14 protein-coding genes and 2 riboswitches are annotated in these 20595 nt (G+C 70.5%); of the genes, 8 read left to right on the forward strand and 6 right to left on the reverse strand.

The genetic code is table 11. The features are described 5' to 3' along the window. The first annotated feature begins 161 nt into the window (after positions 1–161). Positions 162–5774, forward strand: coding sequence for a GH92 family glycosyl hydrolase (locus tag ACX27O_RS30990; protein WP_458940510.1), 5613 nt, complete (start codon positions 162–164; stop codon positions 5772–5774). 540 nt (positions 5775–6314) lie between these two features. On the opposite strand, the gene ACX27O_RS30995 is transcribed toward ACX27O_RS30990, so the two are convergent. The 3 genes from ACX27O_RS30995 to ACX27O_RS31005 are packed head-to-tail and all read right to left on the reverse strand — an operon-like array spanning position 6315 to position 7863. After that, the gene (locus ACX27O_RS30995) at positions 6315–6902 is read right to left on the reverse strand and encodes a histidine phosphatase family protein (protein ID WP_357640705.1); all 588 of its coding nucleotides are present in this window, start codon (positions 6900–6902) and stop codon (positions 6315–6317) included. Then, positions 6899–7669 (reverse strand): CbtA family protein, encoded by a 771-nt coding sequence (locus ACX27O_RS31000; RefSeq protein ID WP_210867033.1) that lies wholly within the window; start codon positions 7667–7669, stop codon positions 6899–6901. The genes ACX27O_RS30995 and ACX27O_RS31000 overlap by 4 nt, the downstream gene beginning before the upstream one ends. Next, on the reverse strand, positions 7660–7863 hold the full coding sequence (locus ACX27O_RS31005) for a CbtB domain-containing protein (RefSeq protein WP_030336294.1): 204 nt from the start codon (positions 7861–7863) through the stop codon (positions 7660–7662). The genes ACX27O_RS31000 and ACX27O_RS31005 overlap by 10 nt, the downstream gene beginning before the upstream one ends. Before the next feature lie 58 nt (positions 7864–7921). Continuing rightward, a riboswitch (cobalamin riboswitch) is annotated at positions 7922–7994 on the reverse strand. A 318-nt stretch (positions 7995–8312) separates the two neighbouring features. Between ACX27O_RS31005 and ACX27O_RS31010 the strand changes: the two genes are divergently transcribed. The 5 genes from ACX27O_RS31010 (at position 8313) to ACX27O_RS31030 (ending at position 13443) form a co-directional block, all read left to right on the forward strand. Continuing rightward, on the forward strand, positions 8313–9191 hold the full coding sequence (locus ACX27O_RS31010) for an amidohydrolase family protein (protein WP_210861237.1): 879 nt from the start codon (positions 8313–8315) through the stop codon (positions 9189–9191). Between the two features lie 319 nt (positions 9192–9510). Then, positions 9511–10518, forward strand: coding sequence for an ABC transporter permease (locus ACX27O_RS31015; protein ID WP_030336298.1), 1008 nt, complete (start codon positions 9511–9513; stop codon positions 10516–10518). A gap of 38 nt (positions 10519–10556) precedes the next feature. Continuing rightward, positions 10557–11609: an ABC transporter substrate-binding protein gene (locus tag ACX27O_RS31020; RefSeq protein WP_210861238.1), complete on the forward strand. Its 1053-nt coding sequence runs from the start codon at positions 10557–10559 to the stop codon at positions 11607–11609. Then, the gene (locus ACX27O_RS31025) at positions 11609–12427 is read left to right on the forward strand and encodes an ATP-binding cassette domain-containing protein (protein ID WP_247681274.1); all 819 of its coding nucleotides are present in this window, start codon (positions 11609–11611) and stop codon (positions 12425–12427) included. The genes ACX27O_RS31020 and ACX27O_RS31025 overlap by 1 nt, the downstream gene beginning before the upstream one ends. Next, positions 12424–13443, forward strand: coding sequence for an aldo/keto reductase (locus tag ACX27O_RS31030; RefSeq protein WP_458940511.1), 1020 nt, complete (start codon positions 12424–12426; stop codon positions 13441–13443). Before ACX27O_RS31025 ends, ACX27O_RS31030 begins: the two co-directional genes overlap by 4 nt. A gap of 4 nt (positions 13444–13447) precedes the next feature. On the opposite strand, the gene ACX27O_RS31035 is transcribed toward ACX27O_RS31030, so the two are convergent. Both ACX27O_RS31035 and ACX27O_RS31040 read right to left on the reverse strand, forming a co-directional pair. Next, positions 13448–14170: a FadR/GntR family transcriptional regulator gene (locus ACX27O_RS31035; RefSeq protein WP_030336306.1), complete on the reverse strand. Its 723-nt coding sequence runs from the start codon at positions 14168–14170 to the stop codon at positions 13448–13450. Positions 14171–14177: 7 nt separating this feature from the next. Further along, a complete protein-coding gene (locus tag ACX27O_RS31040; RefSeq protein WP_030336307.1) occupies positions 14178–15572 on the reverse strand; it encodes an enolase C-terminal domain-like protein in 1395 nt (464 codons plus the stop codon). Between the two features lie 287 nt (positions 15573–15859). Beyond that, positions 15860–16076, forward strand: a riboswitch (cobalamin riboswitch). A gap of 193 nt (positions 16077–16269) precedes the next feature. Here ACX27O_RS31040 and ACX27O_RS31045 point away from each other — a divergent pair. Further along, positions 16270–18588 carry a ribonucleoside-diphosphate reductase subunit alpha gene (locus tag ACX27O_RS31045; protein ID WP_458940528.1) on the forward strand — a complete coding sequence of 773 codons (2319 nt, stop codon included), beginning with the start codon at positions 16270–16272 and terminating at the stop codon, positions 18586–18588. A gap of 41 nt (positions 18589–18629) precedes the next feature. After that, positions 18630–19625, forward strand: coding sequence for a ribonucleotide-diphosphate reductase subunit beta (locus ACX27O_RS31050; RefSeq protein ID WP_210867035.1), 996 nt, complete (start codon positions 18630–18632; stop codon positions 19623–19625). Here ACX27O_RS31050 and ACX27O_RS31055 read toward each other — a convergent pair. Beyond that, complete coding sequence (locus tag ACX27O_RS31055) at positions 19622–20536, reverse strand: MerR family transcriptional regulator (RefSeq protein ID WP_210857555.1); 915 nt, start codon at positions 20534–20536, stop codon at positions 19622–19624. The two genes, ACX27O_RS31050 and ACX27O_RS31055, sit on opposite strands and share 4 nt — an antisense overlap. Between the last annotated feature and the right edge of the window lie 59 nt (positions 20537–20595).

The following is a 20595-nucleotide window of genomic DNA, read 5'->3' on the forward strand; positions in this document are numbered from 1 at the left end:
GGCCGTGTTGCGCCCGGAACTATCAGCGGCAGTCCACTGCCCCGATCTTGTTGCTCACGAACTCTGATGACAACGATGTCAGGGCCTGACCCCCATTCGCTCCACACTGCCCAGACGTTCGACGTACTCGACCCCGTTCGAGTCGAAAGGCCCCGTCCCTCATGTCGCACAGACCACTTGCGAGCCCCCGCTCGCCCCGCCTGATCGCGGCGACGACAGCCGCCCTGCTACCGCTGGGCCTGCTCGTCGCCGCGCCCCTGGCCAACGCCGCGACCCCGGCAACGCCGGGCGACTTCGCGTCCTCGTTCGAGTCCGCCGACCCCAAGCCCGCCACCGGCACCGTCGAGGTCGGCGCGAACGGACAGCCGATCCAGGGCAACCTGAGCGGCAACGTCTCGACGCTGCCCGGCAGCCAGCTCGGCCAGGTCACCGCCGTGACCGCGAGCGACGAGCACCTGCCGAGGGAGATCGCCGCTAACCTCACCGACGAGGAGCCGTCGACCAAGTGGCTCACGTTCGCGAAGACCGGTTGGGTGACCTACCAGCTCGCCAAGCCGACGACGGTGGTCCGCTACTCGCTGACCGCCGCCAACGACGCACCAGGGCGAGACCCCAGGGACTTCGTCATCCAGGGGTCGAACGACGGCAGCACCTGGACCGATCTGGACAAGCGCACCGGCGAGAAGTTCCGCGGGCGCTTCGCGACGAACAAGTACAGCTTCACCAACACGACCGCGTACGGCTTCTACCGGCTGAACGTCACCGCCAACTCCGGTGACACGCTCGTGCAGCTCGGCGACTGGAACATCAGCGACGGCTCGGATGTCCGCCCGCCGACCACGCCCATGGTCAGCGTGGTCAGCGCCGGTCCGTACGACGGGTACACCACGAAGCCGGACGCCGGTTTCACCGGGCTCGCCGCGCTGCGCTACGCCGGCGGCGCCCTGGCCGGTGGCCGCTCGTACGGGACCAACAAGCTCTTCGACGTGAACATCCCGGTCGGGCCGAAGACCCGCCTGTCGTACAAGATCTTCCCTGAGTTCACCGATGGGGACGGTCAGTACCCGTCCACCTACGCCGCGCTCGACCTGCACTTCACCGACGGCAGCTACCTGAGTGGGCGCTCACCCGTCGACCAGCACGGCAACCTGCTCACCGGCCCCGGTCAGGCTGCCTCGAAGGCACTCTTCGCCGACCAGTGGAACCTGGTGCAGACCGACCTCGGCACCATCGCGCGCGGCAAGACGATCGACCGCATCCTGCTCGCGTACGACCACCCCAAGGCCACCGGGGAGACCCGCTTCCAGGGCTGGCTCGACGATGTCGAGGTGGAGGCCAACCCGGCGTCCATCGACGGCTCGAAGCTGACCAACTACGTCGACACCCGACGGGGCACCAACTCGACGAGCGGTTTCTCGCGCGGCAACAACCTGCCGATCACCGCGGTGCCGAACGGCTTCAACTTCTTCACCCCGGTGACCGACGCGGACTCCGACTCCTGGGAGTACGAGTACCACCGGATCAACAACGCGGCCAATCTGCCGATGCTGCAGGGCCTCGCGATCTCCCACGAGCCGAGCCCGTGGATGGGTGACCGCAACCAGATGTCGGTCATGCCGGTCGCCGGCGACCGGTCACTCACCGGTGATCCCGCCAGCCGCGCGCTCGCCTTCAGCCACGACGACGAGACCGCGCAGCCGGACCTCTACCGGGTGAAGCTGGAGAACGGCCTGATCGCCGAGGTGTCGCCCACCGACCACGCCGGGATCATGCGGTTCACCTTCCCCGCCGGGCAGGCGACCGGAAGCCTCGTCTTCCACAACGGCACCTTCACCATCGGCACGGACGGCACGTTCACCGGCTGGGTGGACAACGCCAGCGGCCTGTCGGCCGGTCAGACCCGGATGTTCGTCTCCGGCGCGTTCGACCGGGCGCCGACGGCGAGCGCCGCGACGTCCGCCACCTTCGACGTCACCAGGAGCCGGGAGGTGACGATGCGTCTCGCGACGTCGTTCCTCTCCGTCGACCAGGCGCGCAGGAACCTCGACCTGGAGGTCACCGGCAAGAGCTTCGACCAGATCCGCGCCGCCGCCACCGCCGCCTGGAAGGACCGGCTGGGCCGCGTCGAGGTGCGGGGCGCCACCGAGGCGCAGCTGGTCTCGATGTACTCGAACCTGTACCGGCTGAACCTCTACCCGAACTCGCAGTCGGAGAACACCGGCACCGCCGCCGCGCCGCGCTGGCAGTACGCGAGCCCGGTATCGGCCCCGACCGGCACGTCGACAGCCACCCACACCGGCGCGAAGATCGTCGACGGCCAGATCTACGTCAACAACGGTTTCTGGGACACCTACCGCACCGTGTGGCCCGCCTACTCGCTGCTCTACCCGGACATCGCCGCGAAGATCTCCGACGGGTTCGTCCAGCACTACCGCGACGGCGGCTGGATCGCCCGCTGGTCCTCGCCCGGCTACTCCGACCTGATGACCGGCACCAGCGCCAACGTGGCCCTGGCCCAGGCGTACCTCACCGGGGTCAAGCTGCCCGACCCGCTCGCCGCGTACGACGCCGCCGTCAAGGACGCGACCGTCGCGTCCGGGCGTCCCGAGGTCGGCCGTAAGGGCATCGAGAACTCCCTGTTCCTCGGCTACACGCCGACCTCCACCGCGGAGTCGGTGTCGTGGGCGCTGGAGGGCTACATCAACGACTACGGCATCGGCAACATGGGTGCGGCCCTGGCCAAGGACCCGGCCACGCCGAAGTCGGAGCGCGCCCGGCTCAAGGAGGAGTCGCGCTACTTCCTGGAGCGTGCCCGCAACTACGTTCACCTGTTCGACTCGAAGACGAAGCTCTTCCAGGGCCGTGACGCCGCTGGCACCTTCCGTGCCGACGACCCACTGGACTGGGGTGGCGTCTACACCGAGACGAACGGGTGGAACTTCGCCTTCACCGCGCAGCAGGACGGTCAGGGTCTGGCCAACCTGCTCGGCGGGCAGAAGGCGTTGCGCGACAAGCTCGACACCTACTTCTCCACCCCGGAGAACGCCGACCGCCCCGGCGGTTACGGCGGCATCATCCACGAGATGGTGGAGGCCCGGGCGGTACGGATGGGGCAGCTCGGCATGAGCAACCAGCCGTCGCACCACATCCCGTACATGTACAACTTCGCCGGCGCGCCGTCGAAGACCCAGGAGGCGGTCCGGGAGATCCTGCGCCGTCTCTACGTCGGCAGCGAGATCGGCCAGGGCTACCTGGGCGACGAGGACAACGGCGAGATGTCGTCCTGGTACATCCTCAGCTCGCTGGGCATGTACCCGCTGCAGGCCGGGTCGTCCGAGTGGACCATCGGCTCTCCGCAGTTCACCAGAATGACAGTGCACCGCAGCACCGGCGACATCGTCGTCAACGCCCCGAACAACAGCGTCGCGAACGTGTACGTGCAGGACGTCAAGGTCAACGGCAAGAAGCAGCGCGGCCTCTCCCTGGACGTGTCCGCGTTCGCCAAGGGCGGCACCATCGACTTCCAGATGGGCCCCAAGCCGTCGTCGTGGGGCAGCGGCAAGAACGACGCGCCGCCATCGCTGACCAAGGGTGGCGAGGCGCCGAAGCCGTTGCAGGACGTCACCGGCCCCGGTCTCGGCACCGCGACCGCCACCGGCGGTCAGGACGCGTCGAAGCTCTTCGACGACTCGTCCACCTCGCAGCTGACCTTCACCTCGGCGACCCCCCAGATCACCTGGGCGTTCCGCGGTGGCAAGCAGAAGCCGACGTCCTACACGGTCACCTCCGGGGCCGGCGCGGGCGACCCGGCGGACTGGCGCCTGCAGGGCTCCAACGACGGCCTCACATGGACCACTGTGGACTCCCGCACGGACCAGGTGTTCCCGTGGCGCAACCAGACCCGCCCGTACTCGATCGACAAGCCGGGACGGTTCGCGCAGTTCCGCCTTGCCGTGACGAAGACCGTCGGTGCCGCGCAGACCAACCTCGCCGAGGTGGAGCTGCTCGCCGGGGGTGACCTCGACCTCGCGGGCGGCGACATCACCGTCACGGCCACCCAGGGTGTGCACGCGACCGCCGGCGTGCCCGTCTCGGTGCCGCTGGCCACCGTCACCGGCGGTGACGCCAACGGCTACCAGGCCACCATCGACTGGGGTGACGGCACGCCGGCCACCGCCGGCACCGTGACGGTGAACTCGCGGGCCGTCTACCGCATCGATGGGTCGCACACCTACAGCACGCCGGGCTACCACCAGGCGAACGTCACGGTGACCGACGGCGAGAGCCAGAGCTCCGCGACGGTCGGCGTCGAGGTGGCGTACGCCCCGCCCTCCGGTCTCACCGCCGCGTTCGACAACCTCTGCATCGGTGACGAAGGGGTCCTCGCGGCGGACTGTGACGCCAAGTCGTGGGCGTACTCGCGGGCCGCCCTGGTGGCCGGCGGTGTGACCCAGGGCCAGCCGCAGCAGGTCCCCGGAACCGCGCTGCGGTTCACAGTGCCGGTGATCCCGGCCGGGCGGCCGGACAACGCCACCGGTAACGGGGCGACTGTCGTGCTCGACCTTCCGCAGGACGCGAAGAGCATCTCGTTCATCGGCGCCGGCACGCAGGGCAACCAGAGCACCACCGGCACGGCGACGTTCAGCGACGGCAGCACGGCCAGCGTTCCGATCCAGTTCAGCGACTGGACGCTGGGCGGCAACGCCAACGGCACCCCGTCCTACGGCAACATCATCGTCGCCCGGACGGCGTACCGCCTGCAGGGCACCAGCCGGGACGGCGCCCAGCCGTTCCTGTTCGCCACCGCGCCGTACCAGATTCCGGCGGGCAAGACGTTGGTGTCGGTGACCCTGCCGACGCAGACCGGCGACCCTCGCTCGGCGGGTCGGATCCACGTGTTCGCCGTGGCCAACGACGGCACGCCCGCCCCGGCGCTGGCGACCGTCGCCGGGAAGGACCAGACGGCGAGCGCCGGTCAGGCCCTCGCGGCGAACCTCGGCACGGTGACCGGCGGTGTTCCCGGTACGACGGGCTACCGGGCTCGCGTCCAGTGGGGTGACGGCACCGTTCCGCAGGACGTGACGATCGGCGCGTCCGGCGCGATGAGCGGCACGCACACCTACGCCCGGGAGGGCACCTACACGGTGCGCGTCACCGCGTGGGACACCCTGTCGAGCAGCACCGGGTCCTTCACTGTGACAGTGGCCCGGGGCGGGTCGCAGCCGGCGATCGCGCTCTCCGCGTCCGGCACCGTGAGCACCGGTGGCGCGATCACCGTCGAGGGCAGCGGCTTCGCCGCCGGCGAGCAGGTGACCGTCAGTGTCGGCACCGACCCGGGTCGGACCACGAAGGTCGCGGCCTCCGCGACCGGAAAGGTTCGCGCCTCGGTGCCGACCTCCGGTGACGCCGAGCCCGGCCGGTACGCCGTCACCGCGACGGGCGCGTCCTCGCGTACGCCGGCCACGGCCACCGTCCAGGTGACCGAGCGGGCGCAGGCGCGGACCTACCGGCCGAGGGTGGCGCTCCTGACCACCTCCGGGCCGCGCGGCACGTCGATCATGGTCGACGGTTCCGGGTTCGCTCCGAACGAGACGGTCACCATCACCCTCGGCGACGGGCTCGCGGTCAGCACCGTGCGCGCGAACGGTGACGGCGTCATCTCCGGCGCGACGGTCAGCGTCGCGGGTGCGGCGAAGGCGGGCGCGACCAGCGTCACGCTGAACGGCGCCACGTCGGCGACGAAGGTGTCCCGACCGTTCACCGTCACCGGCTAGCACCGAGCCGGAGACAGCGCAGCAAAGTGGGGCGGGCCGTGATCACGGCCCGCCCCACCCCACTGTCAGCGTCGTCTGTCATGGTCGATCACGCGCTGCTCGCCTCGGAACGCGACGCCGATGTCTTCGGGCTCGACGAGTCGCGGGTGCTGCGCCGCTACCGCCGGGGCGGGGAGACCGCCCCGGCGGCGGAGGTGATGGCGTACGTCGCGACGGCCGGTTACCCGGTGCCCTTGGCTGGCAGGTGCTGCTCTCCATGGTGCTCACCGGCGCGGGCATCGGCCTGGCGTTCGCCGCGATGTCCAACGCTTCTGGGTGTGCGCGGGCGTCGCCGTCCTGGCCGTCTTCGCGGCACTCGCTCTGCCGTCGGCGCGTCGCCGCCACGAACAGGCCGTCGCCGCCGGTGTCGACGATCTTCCGCCCGAGCCGGTCGAACTGCACCTGCGCGCCGGCACCAGTAAACAGTTGGCTGACAGTCGACTGACCCCCGCAGGCCGTGTCCACCTTCTGGTGGGCACGGCCCGCGCGGTTGCCGTCGGCTCACGCTGCCGGCGCGGCCAGTCGGAGTTGCCAGCGGGTGCCCTGGCTGGTGAGCCGGACGATCGCCAGCGGCTCCACGTCCACCTGCCGGTAGGCGGCCGTCGGCAGGCCGAGGGCGTGCACCACCGCGACCCGGATCACCAGCGGGTGGGTGACGGCGACGATGCGTCGACCGACGTCGCGCTGCCCGTCCAGCCAACGACCGACCCGGTCCCGCACCGCCGTGACGGACTCGCCGCCGTGCGGCGCGCTGTCCGGTGCGGACAGCCAGTCGCGCAGCGCCCGCTGCCGCGTGCCGGCGATCTCCTCGAGCGAACGGCCGGACCAGTCGCCGTAGTCACAGTCGGCCAACGCCGCCTCGATCGTCGGCAGCAGACCGAGGGCGTCGGCGGTCTGCCGGGCCGCCGCCGCCGGGCTGGACAGGCAGGTGTCGGTCACGCCGAGGTGCCCACGCCGCTCCGGGCCGACCTGGGCGAGAGCGGCCCGCAGGCCGCCCTCGTCCAGGCCTTCGTCGGCGCCGCCGAAGCGGGCGCGGCGCAGCGCGGCGGTGTGACCGTGGGCGACCAGCCGAAGGCTGGTCGCCCTCACGTGCCCGGCAGCGCGGTGGCGGCCCGGCGACGCCGCTCGTGGTGCATCAGGGCCGCGAAGAGCAGGCCGATGCCGGTCCAGAGCACGACCTGGGTGCCGAGCGAGGCCAACCGGAAGTTCCACAGCAGGGTCGCGGGGAAGGTCGACGGAACCTCCTCGAAGGACGGCATCACCACGTACGCCACTGCCGTGACCAGCAGGAATCCCCCCACTGCCGCAGCGGCGCGCAGCCACGGCGGGGCCTGCGCGCCGACCGACCGGTAGCCCAGCGAGCCGGCCCACACGGCCACCAGGCCGAGCACCACCATCAACAGGTAGGTGACGGTCCGTTGGTTGATGGTGGCCGGGTCGCCGACCGCCGGTGGGTTCGCCGGGTACTTGAGGAACGGCACGATCACCACACCGAGCAGCGCCGCGCCGGCCAGCAGCAGACCCGACCGCCCGTCGTCCTCGGCGCGCCGCCGACGGGACAGCAGAACGTACGCCGTGGCCAGCAGGCCACCCATCGCGGCCCCGAACAGGCCGGTGGCCAGGAACAGACCGCCGCGCTGACCCGTCCGGCTGACCAGGGCTTCCCCGTGATCGTGGGCACCCGCCGCGGGCTCGGCGTGCGTCGCGGCCTCCTCGATCGCGATGGCCGCCTCGACGTGTGGCTCGCCGGCCACGTACGCGAACCCCCCGGCGAGCAGGCCGGCGATCAGACCGGCGAGCAGCCCGCGGACGAGGACGGCGAGGAACGGGGGAGTGGTGGTGGGGGTCAGTGGCACGGGACGCCCAGCAGGTGCCGGCCGTCGTGCATCAGCTCGTGCAGGTACGTCCCGCTGCGCGACACCGCTCCCTGGTCGAAGGCGACGAGGTAGGTCAGCAGGGCGAGCACGACAACGGTTGCCAGGGCCGTCCACAGCAGACGGGTACTGCCGGCGGGGTGCACCACCGGCTGGCTGGACGCGGAGCTGGACATGAATACACGAACCTCCCCGGGGATGACGCGTCCCCATCGCAAGGCTGCGGACGACCGAGCGTCCTGGCTCGCGGCCCCCGTCGGGGAACCGCTCACAGTGGCGCGACCGCGCCGGATTCACACCGGCTTCCCTCGCGTCGCCGCAGATAGTGGCTCGACGGTATCGGTGCGGCCTCGGACGGTCAACCCGGACCCCGGGCACCGACGACGTCCGCCCACCGTGGTGTCGATGGGTCCGAGAGGTAGCGGCGGGCAGCGGGATTCGTCAGACCAAAAGACGACAGTGTCGGTAGCCGGCCGCGCCGCGCGTTCCGCCATCTATGAACAGTCTGTTACCGCTAACATGGTCAACCTGCCAGATCGGTGGTGTCTCCGGGTTGACCCGGTGGGGTTCGATCAGTGGCTGGGGCGGGGTGTGGGGTGGACGTGACGGCGCCGGGACGGGTCCGATGACGACGGGCGGGCTCGCGCGACAACCCGGCATCGTCGACGCGCACCACCACCTCTGGGTCCGGGCGCGGCACCCGCAGCAGTGGATCGATCCGCACACCATGGCCGCTATCGACGGCGACTTCACGCCGGTCGAACTCGCCCCGGCGGCTCGGGCCGCCGGGGTGACGCAGACAGTGGTCGTGCAGTCCGTCGCCGTCCGGTCGGAGACTCCCGAGCTGCTCGGCATCGCGGCCGACGACCCCCTCGTCGCCGGGGTCGTCGGCTGGGTCGACCTCACCGCTGCCGACGTCGGTCGTCGCCTCGACCGGCTACGCCGGGCGCGCGGCGGTGAACGGCTGGTCGGCATCCGCCACCTGGTCCAGTCCGAACCCGACCCGATCTATCTCGACCGTCCCGAGGTGCGGCGGGGTGTCGCCGCGGTCGGTGCCGCCGGTCTCGCGTTCGACCTCCTGGTGCGTCCGCACCAGCTGCCGGCGGCCACCCGGCTCGTCCGCGACCTGCCGCAGGTGCGGTTCGTCCTCGACCACCTCGGCAAGCCCTCGCTCGGGCGGGCCGACCTCGGTGACTGGCGCCGCGACCTGCGGGCGCTGGCGGCCGAGCCCAACACGACGGCGAAGCTCTCCGGCCTGGTGACCGAGGTGGAGGGTGGTTCCTGGACGGCCGCCGACCTGCGGCCCGCCGTCGAGCACGCGCTCGACGTGTTCGGGCCGGACCGGCTGATGTTCGGCTCGGACTGGCCGGTGTGCCTGCTCGTCACCTCGTACGTCCGCTGGGTCGCGGTCCTCGGCGACCTGTTGGCCCCGCTGTCCGACGACGAGCGGGCGGCGATCTGGCAGTGGACCGCCTCCCGGGTGTACCGGTTGCCCCCGTCCTGAGCGGGCAGTGGCCGCCGAGCTGGCGACATAGTGTGTTATCGATAACATGCTAACGGCGGCGGCCGATATCCGGTGGTCTGATGTATGCCTCCGGTGGTGCAGGTAACGATGGCAAAACATGCCCGTAAGACCTTGGCAACATACGTGAATGCGTGGCAAGGTAACGCCTGATCGTGGGAAACATCCGACCTATCTCTGAGGTCGTGCGGGCGCCTGGCCGCACTGACAGCTGAGCGGGTTGGTCGCTCACAGGCGTTCGGCTCGTCGGCGGGGTCCTCGTCGGGTGCTGGCGCCACGCTTGGGGAGGTCAGGTCCGACGATGAGTAGCGTCGAGGCAACCGCCGGCACGCAGCGCGGCGAGCTCAGCGACTGGTTTCGCGAACGCATTTCCCACGCCGTCTCCGAGTTCACCGCCGCCACCGCGTTGGTCGTCCTGTTCATCGCCCTGACCTTCGCGAGCCCCTACTTCCTGACTGCGGACAACCTCTTCAACATCGGGGCGCAGACGGCGGTGATCGCCATCATCGCCACGGCCCAGACGATGGTCATCATCACGAAGGGCATCGACCTGTCCGTCGGGTCGGTCGCCGCGCTCGCCGGCGTGGTGGGCGCGATGGTCGTGCGTGACCTCGGCTTCTCGATCTGGGCGGCCACGGCCGTCGCGATCGGCGTCGGCGCGCTGGCCGGGCTGTTGAACGGGCTGCTGGTGACGGTGGCCCGGATCCCGCCGTTCATCGCGACGTTGGGAACGATGTCCGTGGGCCGTGGCCTCGTCTTCATCATCACCGGAGCGGTCGGCGTCTACGGCCTGCCCCGATCCTTCCAACTGCTCGGCAACGGGGAGATCCTCGGGATTCCGTTCGCCGTGGTGATCACCATCCTGGTCGCGGTCGGGGTCGCCTTCCTGCTCTCCCAGACCCGCTTCGGTCAGTACACGTACGCGATGGGCTCCAATCTGGAGGCGGCCCGCCGCTCCGGCATCCGGGTGGGGCGGCAGCTGACCGGGGTGTACGTGCTGGCGGGTGTGCTGGTCGGGCTGGGCGGCATGATCGCCGCGTCCCGGGTCAACTCCGGCCAGCCCAACTACGGCATCTCGCTGGAGCTCGACGTCATCGCCGCCGCGGTCATCGGCGGAGCCAGCCTGTTCGGCGGGCAGGGCCGGATCGTCGGGACCATCATCGGCGCGTTCCTCATCGCCCTGGTCCGCAACGGCGCCGTCCTGCTCGACATCAGCATCCACTACCAGCAGGTGATCGTCGGTCTGATCATCTGGGCCGCCGTCTACTTCGACCAGTACCGCCGCCGGCGGCTGGAATCACGGGGTTGACATGCCATTCCGAGAGTCCGAACGAGGAAGGACACACCATGGCACACACCACCACCAGCCGGCGGACGCGAGGACCACTCCTGCGCGCGCAGGCGATCCTGGCCGTGGCCGCGGCGACCGCTCTGCTCAGCGCCTGCGGCGGGGTCGAGGTCCGCGACGGCGGTGACGGCGCGACCACTGACGCGAGCGGCCCCTTGAAGCTCGCCGTCGTACCCAAGGCGGTCGGGGCCGACTACTGGAACACCGTCAAGGCGGGCGCGGAGTGCGCCGCGCAGCGCGCGGGGGACGTCACCGTCCAGTGGGACGGGGTGACCACCGAGACCGACGTTGAGGGCCAGGTCAACCTGATCCAGAACTTCGTCACCAAGAAGGTCGACGGCATCGTCTACGCGGCGACCGACTCCAGCGCGCTGGCACCGGTGACCGACAAGGCGCTCGCCGCCAACATCCCGGTCACCATGATCGACTCCGGCACCAGCCCGCAACCGCCGAGTGTGCCCCTCTTCGCCACCGACAACCGGGCGTCGGCCACCGAGGCGGCGAAGCTGCTCGCCACCGAACTCGGCCCCGGCAACCACGAGGTGGCGCTCGTCGAGTTCCAGCCCGGGTCGCAGACCAACACCGAGCGGGTCGACGGCTTCAAGGCCGGCCTGGCCCAGTACCCCAACCTGAAGCTGGTCGGCCAGCAGCCGAGCAAGAGCGACGTCAACGAGGCCCGCCGGGTCACCGAGAACATCCTCACCGCCAACCCCAAACTGGCTGGCGTCTTCGCCGCCAACGAGCCGAGCGTGCTCGGCGCCGCGCAGGCCATCCAGGCGGCCGGCAAGTCCGGCAAGGTGGTCATCATCGGCTGGGACGCGGCCCCGGACGAGATCGCCGGGGTGCGCAACGGCCAGATCTCGGCGCTGGTCGTGCAGAACCCGTTCAAGATGGGCTACTTCGGCGTCGACAAGATGGTCAAGCACCTCCGGGACAAGGCGCCGCTGGCGTCGGCCGACACCGGCGTCACGTTCGTCACCAAGGAGAACATCGACTCGGCGGAGATCAAGGCGGTGCTCGAGCCCAGCTGCGCCAACCCGCCGGTGCAGTGATGGGAGGCATTCCCACGGCCACCGCCGACAACGCCCAGCAACCCACCGACGAGGAACCGCCGGTCCTCGAGGCCCGCGGCATCGTCAAGCGGTTCGGGCACGTCGAGGCGTTGCGGGGGGCCGACTTCACCGTCCGCCGGGGCGAGGTCGTCGCGTTGATCGGTGACAACGGTGCCGGAAAGAGCACCCTGATCAAGACCCTGTCCGGTGTGCATCCGCCGGACGAGGGCGAGATCCTGATCGGCGGCCGTCCGGTCCGGTTCTCCACCCCGGTCGATGCCCGCCGGGCCGGGGTGGAGACCGTCTACCAGGATCTCGCCGTCGCCGACGACCTGAGCGTGGCCGCCAACCTGTATCTCGGCCGGGAGATCCTGCGCTCCGGGCCGCTCGGTCGGCTCGGCCTGCTGGACAAGCGCGCCATGCGGCAGGGTGCCGCCGCCGCCCTCGACGAACTGGGCGTACGGATTCCCCGGGTGACCACCCCGATCGCCATGCTCTCCGGTGGGCAGCGGCAGTGCGTGGCGGTCGCCCGCGCCATCATCTGGGCGACCAACGTGGTCATCCTCGACGAGCCCACCGCGGCGCTGGGCGTGGTCCAGACCGGGCGGGTGCTCGACGTGGTCCGGCGGGCCCGCGACGCCGGCATGTCGGTGGTGCTGGTGAGCCACAACATGCCGCAGGTGCTCGACATCGCCGACCGTGTCGAGGTGCTGCGCCTCGGTCAGCGGGCCGCCCAGCTGCGCGCCGACGAGGTCACCACCGACGACCTGGTCGCGGCGATGACCGGCAGCACCAGTGTGGATCGGCGTGAGCGGTGACGGCGGCCGTGCGCCGGGGTGCGCGCGGTCGCACCCGTTGGGCGGGCTGGGCCGCCGGCGGGTCGCCGCCGCGGCTGAGCCCGCTGGGCTTCGGTGCCGCGCAGGGCGGCAACCTGTACCGGGCGACGTCGGATGAGCAGTTCGCCGCCGCAGTGGACACCGCCTGGGCGGGCGGCATCCGGTACTTCGACACCGCGCCGCACTACGGGCTGGGCCTGTCGGAGCGGCGGTTGGGTGCCGCCCTGCGCTCCCGCCCGCGCGACGAGTACGTGGTGTCGACGAAGGTCGGCCGGCTGCTCGTGCCGTCACCGGAGGCGGCGCACCGACGGGACCCGGAGGGTTTCGACGTTCCGGCCGATCATCGCCGGGTCTGGGACTTCAGCCGCGACGGCGTGCGCCGTTCGTTGGAGGCGAGCCTTCGGCGCACCGGCCTGGACCGGATCGACGTGGTGTATCTGCATGATCCGGACGAGCACTGGAAGCAGGCCGCGTACGAGGCGGTTCCGGCGTTGGTGGAGCTGCGCGAGCAGGGCGTGATCGGTGCCGTCGGTGCCGGCATGAACCAGTCCGCGATGCTGGCCCGGTTCGTGGCGGAGACCGACGTGGACGTGGTGATGTGCGCCGGCCGGTACACGCTGCTGGAGCAGGGCGCGTTGACCGACCTGCTGCCCGCCGCGCAGGAACGCCACGTCGCTGTGGTGGTCGCCGGGGTCTACAACTCCGGGTTGCTGGCCCGGGACATGCCGCCGACCGACGCCGTCTACGACTACCGGCAGGCGCCGGCGGAGGTGATCGACCAGGCCCGCCGGATAGCGCGGGTCTGCCAGGCGTACGGCGTCACGTTGCCCCAGGCGGCGTTGGCGTTCGTCCGTCGCCACCCGGCCGTGGTGTCGACGGTGGTCGGCATGCGTGACGAGGCCCAGGTGACCGAGACCCTGCGCCGAGCCGACGTCGACGTCCCCGATCAGCTCTGGGCGGCCCTGTACGACGAAGGGCTGCTCGACGTGCAGTCGTGAGCGGTCACGAGCGGGCCGTCTCGATGTTCGCGTCGGCGTCGTCGGGCAACCCCTGCAACGACTCCTCCACACCGATCAGGTGGTTGGCCATCCGGGTGCGGGCCCGCTCCGGGTCGCGCGCCACGAGGGCCTTCAGGATCGCCACATGTTCGTCGTGGGTCCGCAGGTCCGCGCCCTCCTCGTGCAGGCTGCGCCAGAGCCGGCCGCGGATGGTGCGCCCGGCGAAGGCCTCGATCAGGCCGACGAGCACCGGATTCTCGGCGTGCACCGCGATGATCCGGTGGAAGGCGATGTCGATCTCCATGATCCGCTCGTGGTCCTGCGGCGACTGGCCGACCAGCCGGGCCGCCTCGTCGAGCAGGTCCCCCGCCTGAGCCAACGCCTCGTCGGTGATCCTGGTGGCCGCCAACCGGGCGGCCTCGCACTCCAGCAGTCGCCGGACGGTGTGGATGTGCCGCGGGTCGCCCTGGCCCTGGAAGTCGACCACGAAACCCATCGGGGCCAGCAGTTGCGGGGCGTCGAGGTTGGTGACGTAGGTGCCGTCGCCCTGGCGGATGTTGACGATGCCGAGGATCGACAGCGCGGACATCCCCTCGCGCAGCGAGCCCCGGGAGACGCCGAGCGACTCGGCGAGGTCCTTCTCGACGGGCAGCCGGTCACCGGGCCTGAACTGCCCTTCGAGGATCATCCGTTTGATGCCGTTGACCACTTCGTCTGTGCGAGACATGCTTCCCCTAGCGGCCGACGGGGGTGGCCTGTCCACCCGCGATCACGTACGCCTCCGGAGATGACACGGTAGTCGGGTCTGCCGCGGCCCAGTAGTGGCCGTCGGGAAACCGGTAGAGCGTGACCGACTCCTGACGCATCCGGGTGGAGTAGCCGGGCTGGCTGGGCAGGACGTATCCGCTTCCCGAGCCGGTGTCACGGATGATGCACGGGTCGGTGAAGTGTTCGTGCAGGTGGTCGACGAACTCGGTGACCCGGTTGGTGAGATCCCCCGAGATCGCCACGTAGTCGAGCACCGAGACGTGTTGGACCATCTCGCACAGCCCGACTCCGCCGGCGTGGGGGCACACCGGGATGTCGAACTTCGCGGCGAGCAGCAGCACGGCGACGATCTCGTTGATGCTGGCCAACCTGCCGGTGTCGAGCTGGCAGAAGTCGATGGCCTCGGCCTGGAACAGCTGCTTGAACATCACCCGGTTGTGGCAGTGCTCGCCGGTGGCCACGCCGATCGGAGCGACGGCACGGCGAACGGCGGCGTGGCCGAGGATGTCGTCGGGGCTGGTCGGCTCCTCGATCCAGAGCGGCTTGAACCGGGCGAGGGCGCTGACCCACTCGATGGCCTGGCCGACATCCCACACCTGGTTGGCGTCGATCATCAGGTTGCGGTCCGGACCGAGGATCTCCCGGGCGATCGCGCAGCGGCGGATGTCGTCGTCGAGGTTGGCGCCGACCTTGAGCTTGACGTAGCCGTAGCCGCTGTCCACCGCCTCCTGGCACAGCCGGCGCAGCTTGTCGTCGCCGTAGCCGAGCCAGCCCGCCGAGGTGGTGTAGGCGGGGTAGCCGGTCCGGTCGAGTTCGGCGAGGCGGGCGGCCTTCGTGCTCTCCTTGGCGCGCAGGATGGCCAGCGCCTCGTCCCGGGTCAGGGCGTCGGAGAGGTAGCGCAGGTCCGCGATGTCGACAAGTTGCTCGGGGGACATGTCGACGAGCAGTCGCCACAGTGGCTTGTCAGCGACCCGGGCGGCCAGGTCCCACGACGCGTTCAGCACGGCCGCCAGCGACAGGTGGACGACGCCCTTCTCGGGGCCGAGCCAGCGCAGCTGCGAGTCGGAGGTCAGGAGGCGGTAGACAGCGCCCATGTCCGCCGCCATCGTCGCCACGTCCAGGCCCACGAGGCGCTGTGCCTGGTGGACCGCCGCCGCCGCGACGATGTCGTTGCCACGGCCGATGGTGAAGGTCAGCCCGTGCCCCGCGAGCGGCGCGCCCGCGCCGTCGACGCCGTCGGTGTGCAGCACGACGTAGGCCGCCGAGTAGTCGCCGTCCTTGTTCATGGCGTCTGACCCGTCAGCGGTCAGGGAGGTGGGGAAGCGGACGTCCTCGACGGTGACGGCAGTGATCTGCGGCATGCGCTCCTCGCCCGGCTAGGCTAAAGATCAGATGATCACTGGGAGTATACGGACGGCTCGTTGAGCGCGTCAACGTTGTCGATCACTAGGGACACCCAGACATATGATGTTTGTGTCGGCTGTCGACCCGCTGGCCACTGTCGACACCGGCGCGGAGAATCGTGCCTCCGTTGCCGGCGCCCTCCGGCGCGGCGCGCGCGGCCCGGGTGGTGACGGTGGTCACCGCGCTGGCCGCCGACACGCCCGAAACCGACATGTGGGGTGTGACAACGGCTCCGTCCCTATATATGGTGTCGAGCGCAGCTGGTTCGGCCGCTCATCCGGCGCGGTCGAGGCAACAGGGAACCCGGTGGAAATCCGGGACTGTCCCGCAGCGGTGAGTGGGAACGACCGCCGTCATCAGCACTGGGCCACCCATCGGCCTGGGAAGCGACGGCCACTAGGAGACCGGCGAGCCCGGTCGTGCCCGCGAGTCCGAAGACCTGCCAGCGCGCCGCGTACCCGAACCCGGGTGCGCGGCGGTCCGAGGCCGCGTGGGACGGCTGACGCCACCTGATCCCACGCCGCGCCGGCGTGGCGTCCGTCGGTGTCTGTCTCCTCGCGTCCGGGCCACCAGGTCTCGAACTCCGAGGAGCGAGTGGTGACAGTCACCCAGGTAGTCCCGGCCGGCGCCGACACGCCCGCGCGGCGGACGCCCATGCGGGTCCGCAAGCGCGACGGCGCGACCGAACCCGTGGACGTGAACAAGATCGTCCGGGCGGTGGAGCGGTGGGCCGACGACCTGACCGACGTCGACCCGATGCGGGTGGCCACCCGCACCATCAGCGGCCTCTACGACGGCGCCACCACCGCCGAACTGGACCGGCTCTCCATCCAGACCGCCGCTGAGATGATCGGTGAGGAGCCGCAGTACTCCCGCCTCGCCGCGCGGCTGCTGGCCGGCTACGTCGACAAGGAGGTACGCCGGCAGGGCGTCACCTCGTTCAGCGCGGCGATCCGGGTCGGCCACGCCGAGGGTCTGATCGGTGACGACACCGCCGTGTTCGTCGCCGCGCACGCCACGACCCTCGATGCCGCCGTCGACCCGGACGGCGACCGCCGGTTCGAGTACTTCGGCCTGCGCACCGTGTACGACCGCTACCTGCTGCGCCATCCCACCAGCCGACTGGTGCTGGAGACCCCGCAGTACTGGCTGCTGCGGGTGGCCTGCGGCCTGTCCCGTACGGCGGACGAGGCGGTCGGCTTCTACCGACTGATGTCCAGCCTGGCCTACCTGCCCAGCTCACCGACCCTGTTCAACTCCGGGACCCGGCACACCCAGATGTCCTCCTGCTATCTGGTCGACTCCCCGCTCGACGAGTTGGACTCGATCTACGCCCGGTACGCCCAGGTCGCCAACCTGTCCAAGTTCGCCGGTGGCATCGGCATCGCGTACTCCCGGGTCCGCTCCCGCGGCGCGCTGATCCGGGGCACCAACGGGCAGTCCAACGGGATCGTGCCGTGGCTGCGCACCCTGGACGCGAGCGTGGCGGCGGTCAACCAGGGCGGCCGGCGCAAGGGCGCGGCCTGCGTCTACCTGGAGCCGTGGCACCCGGACATCGAGGAGTTCCTGCACCTGCGGGACAACACCGGCGAGGATGCCCGGCGCACCCACAACCTGAACCTGGCCAACTGGATCCCGGACGAGTTCATGCGCCGGGTCGAGGCCGACGAGGTGTGGTCGCTGTTCGACCCGCACGAGGTGCCCGAGCTGCCCGACCTGTGGGGGGAGCGGTTCGACGCCGCGTACCGGGAGGCCGAGGCGCAGGGCCGGTACGTGCGGCAGGTCCCGGCGCGGGAGCTGTACGGCACGATGATGCGCACCCTGGCCCAGACCGGCAACGGCTGGATGACCTTCAAGGACGCGTCGAACCGGCTGTGCAACCAGACCGCCGAGCCGGGCAACGTGGTGCACCTGTCCAACCTCTGCACCGAGATCGTCGAGGTGTCCAGCGACGCCGAGACCGCCGTGTGCAACCTGGGCTCGGTGAACCTCGCCGCCCACCTCGGCGACGGCGGCATCGACTGGGAGCGGCTGCGCGCCACGGTGCGGACCGCGGTGACCTTCCTCGACCGGGTCATCGACATCAACTACTACCCGACCGCGCAGGCGGCGGCGAGCAACCCCCGCTGGCGGCCGGTCGGGCTCGGGCTGATGGGCCTGCAGGACGTCTTCTTCGCACTGCGGCTGCCCTTCGACTCGCCGGCCGCCCGGGAACTGTCCACCCGGATCAGCGAGGAGCTGTACCTGACCGCGCTGGAGACCTCCGCCGACCTGGCCCGCGACTTCGGCGCGCACCCGGCGTACCCGCAGACCCGGGCCGCGCGGGGCCAGCTCCAGCCCGACCTGTGGGGTGTCGAGGGTACGCAGACGGCCCGCTGGGATGCCCTGCGCGAGCGGGTCGAGGCGCACGGGCTGCGTAACTCACTGCTGGTGGCGGTCGCGCCGACCGCGACCATCGCCTCGATCGCCGGGTGCTACGAGTGCATCGAGCCGCAGGTGTCCAACCTGTTCAAGCGCGAAACCCTGTCGGGGGAGTTCCTCCAGGTCAACACCGCTCTGGTACGCGAGCTGAAGGCCCGCGGTCTGTGGACCGAGCGGATCCGTTCGGCGATCAAGCGGGCCGAGGGGTCGGTGCAGGACATCGCCGAGCTGCCGGCCGGCGTACGGGAGTTGTTCCGCACCGCGTGGGAGCTGCCGCAGCGGGCGTTGATCGACCTGGCCGCCGCCCGCGCCCCGTTCATCGACCAGTCCCAGTCGCTGAACCTGTTTCTGGCCGCACCGACCATCGGCAAGCTCTCCTCGATGTACCTGTACGCCTGGAAGGCCGGCCTGAAAACCACGTACTACCTGCGCTCGCGCCCCGCCACCCGGATCCAGCAGGCCACCGTCGGCGCTGTCTCGCCCGTCGCCGTCGACGCGGAGGCGCTGGCCTGCTCGCTGGAGAACCCCGAGTCGTGCGAAGCCTGCCAGTGAACCCCGCCGACGCCACCACCACCGATACGAGGACCACGCACATGCTGCTCGACCCCGGGATGGACCTCACCCTGCGCCCGATGCGCTACCCGCACTTCTTCGACCGGTTCCGCGACGCCATCCGCAACACCTGGACCGTGGAGGAGGTCGACCTGCACGCCGACCTCGCCGACCTGGACAAACTGTCGCCGGCCGAACGGCACCTGGTCAGCCGCCTGGTGGCGTTCTTCGCCACCGGCGACACGATCGTCGCCAACAACCTGGTGCTCAACCTCTACCAGCACGTCAACAGCCCCGAGGGCCGCCTCTACCTGTCCCGGCAGCTGTTCGAGGAGGCGGTGCACGTCCAGTTCTACCTCAACCTGCTCGACACGTACGTGCCCGACGAGACCGAACGTTTCGAGGCCTTCGCGGCGATCGAGAACATCCCCTCGATCCGGCGCAAGGCCGAGTTCTGCTTCCGCTGGATCGACTCGCTGGGCGACCTGCGGGAGCTGCGGACCCGCGACGACCGGCGGACGTTCCTGCTGAACCTGATCTGCTTCGCCGCCTGCATCGAAGGGTTGTTCTTCTACGGCGCGTTCGCCTACGTCTACTTCCTGCGCTCGCGCGGCCTGTTGCACGGCCTCGCCTCCGGCACCAACTGGGTGTTCCGCGACGAGTCCATGCACATGGCGTTCGCGTTCGACGTCGTCGACACCGTCCGTGCCGAGGAGCCGGACCTGTTCGACGACGACCTCGCCGACCAGGTCCGGCAGATGCTCACCGAGGCCGTCGAGTGTGAGGTGCAGTTCGCCGAGGACCTGTTGGGTCGCGGCGTGCCCGGTCTGACCCTGGCCGACATGCGGGAGTATCTCCAGCACGTCGCCGACCGCCGCCTCGCCCAGCTCGGCATCCCGGCGCACTACGGGTCGAGCAACCCGTTCGCCTTCATGGAGTTGCAGGACGTGCAGGAGCTGTCCAACTTCTTCGAGCGGCGGGTGTCGGCGTACCAGGTCGGGGTGAGCGGCACCGTCGCCTTCGACGACGATTTTTAGGCGGCAACCGATCCGGGGGCCTGGCGTCGCTTGGTGAGCCACCGCATCACGTGCAGGGGGTGCGACGCCGGGTCCTGGATCGGGTGGAAGACGTGTTCGACAACGCCGTCGGCAATGATCAACGTCAGCCGCTCGTAGAGTGTCATGTCGCCAGCGGTACGGGTCGGCAGGCGCAGCGCGGCGGCCAGGGTCAGCCTCGGGTCGGGGATCAGCGGGTAGGGCAGCCGCAGCCGGTGCGCGAGTTCCCGCTGGTAGCCGGTCGACTGGGCGGACAGTCCGTACACCCGGGCGGCGCCGGCGGCGCGCAGCTCCGCGTGGTGGTCGCGGAACCAGGCGGCCTGCTCGGTGCTGCCCCGGGCGCCGTGGATCTCCAACAGCCCGTTGGGCAGGTCGACGCCCGGTCGCCCGGTCAGCGGGTAGACGAAGATGACGGTGCGTCCGGCGCCGAGCGCGCCAAGGTCGACCGGGCGGCCGTCGGTGCCGTAGAAGGACAGCTGTGGCATCGTGGCGCCGACCAGCCCGGTGGGGTCGGCGCCCTCCACCTGACTGCCGGGTACGACCTGGGTCGCGGCGGCGTCGAGGCGCGCGTCCAACGCGTCGCGCTGGGCGGTCAACCTGCCGATCCGTTCCTGCAGGTTGGTGATGGTGCTGCGGTACGTGGCCACCGCCGCCGCGCACACGTCGGTGTCGTCGGCACCACCGGCGATCGACTCGACGAACGGGCGGGTCTCCTCGACGGTCAGGCCGAGCGCCATCAGCTCGCGGATCTGGGCGACCAGCCGCACCGCGATCGGGTCGTACTCCCGGTAGCCGTTGCTCAACCGCCGGGGCACGACCAGCCCGGCCGACTCGTAGTACCGCAGTGCCCGGACCGTGGTTCCGGTCCGTCGTGCCAACTCACCCACCCGCATCCCGCGACCCTAAACCCGCACCCCGGGGTACGGGTCAACGTGTCCATCGTCGCGGTGTC

The sequence above is a fragment of the Micromonospora sp. SD19 genome, assembly GCF_054462275.1.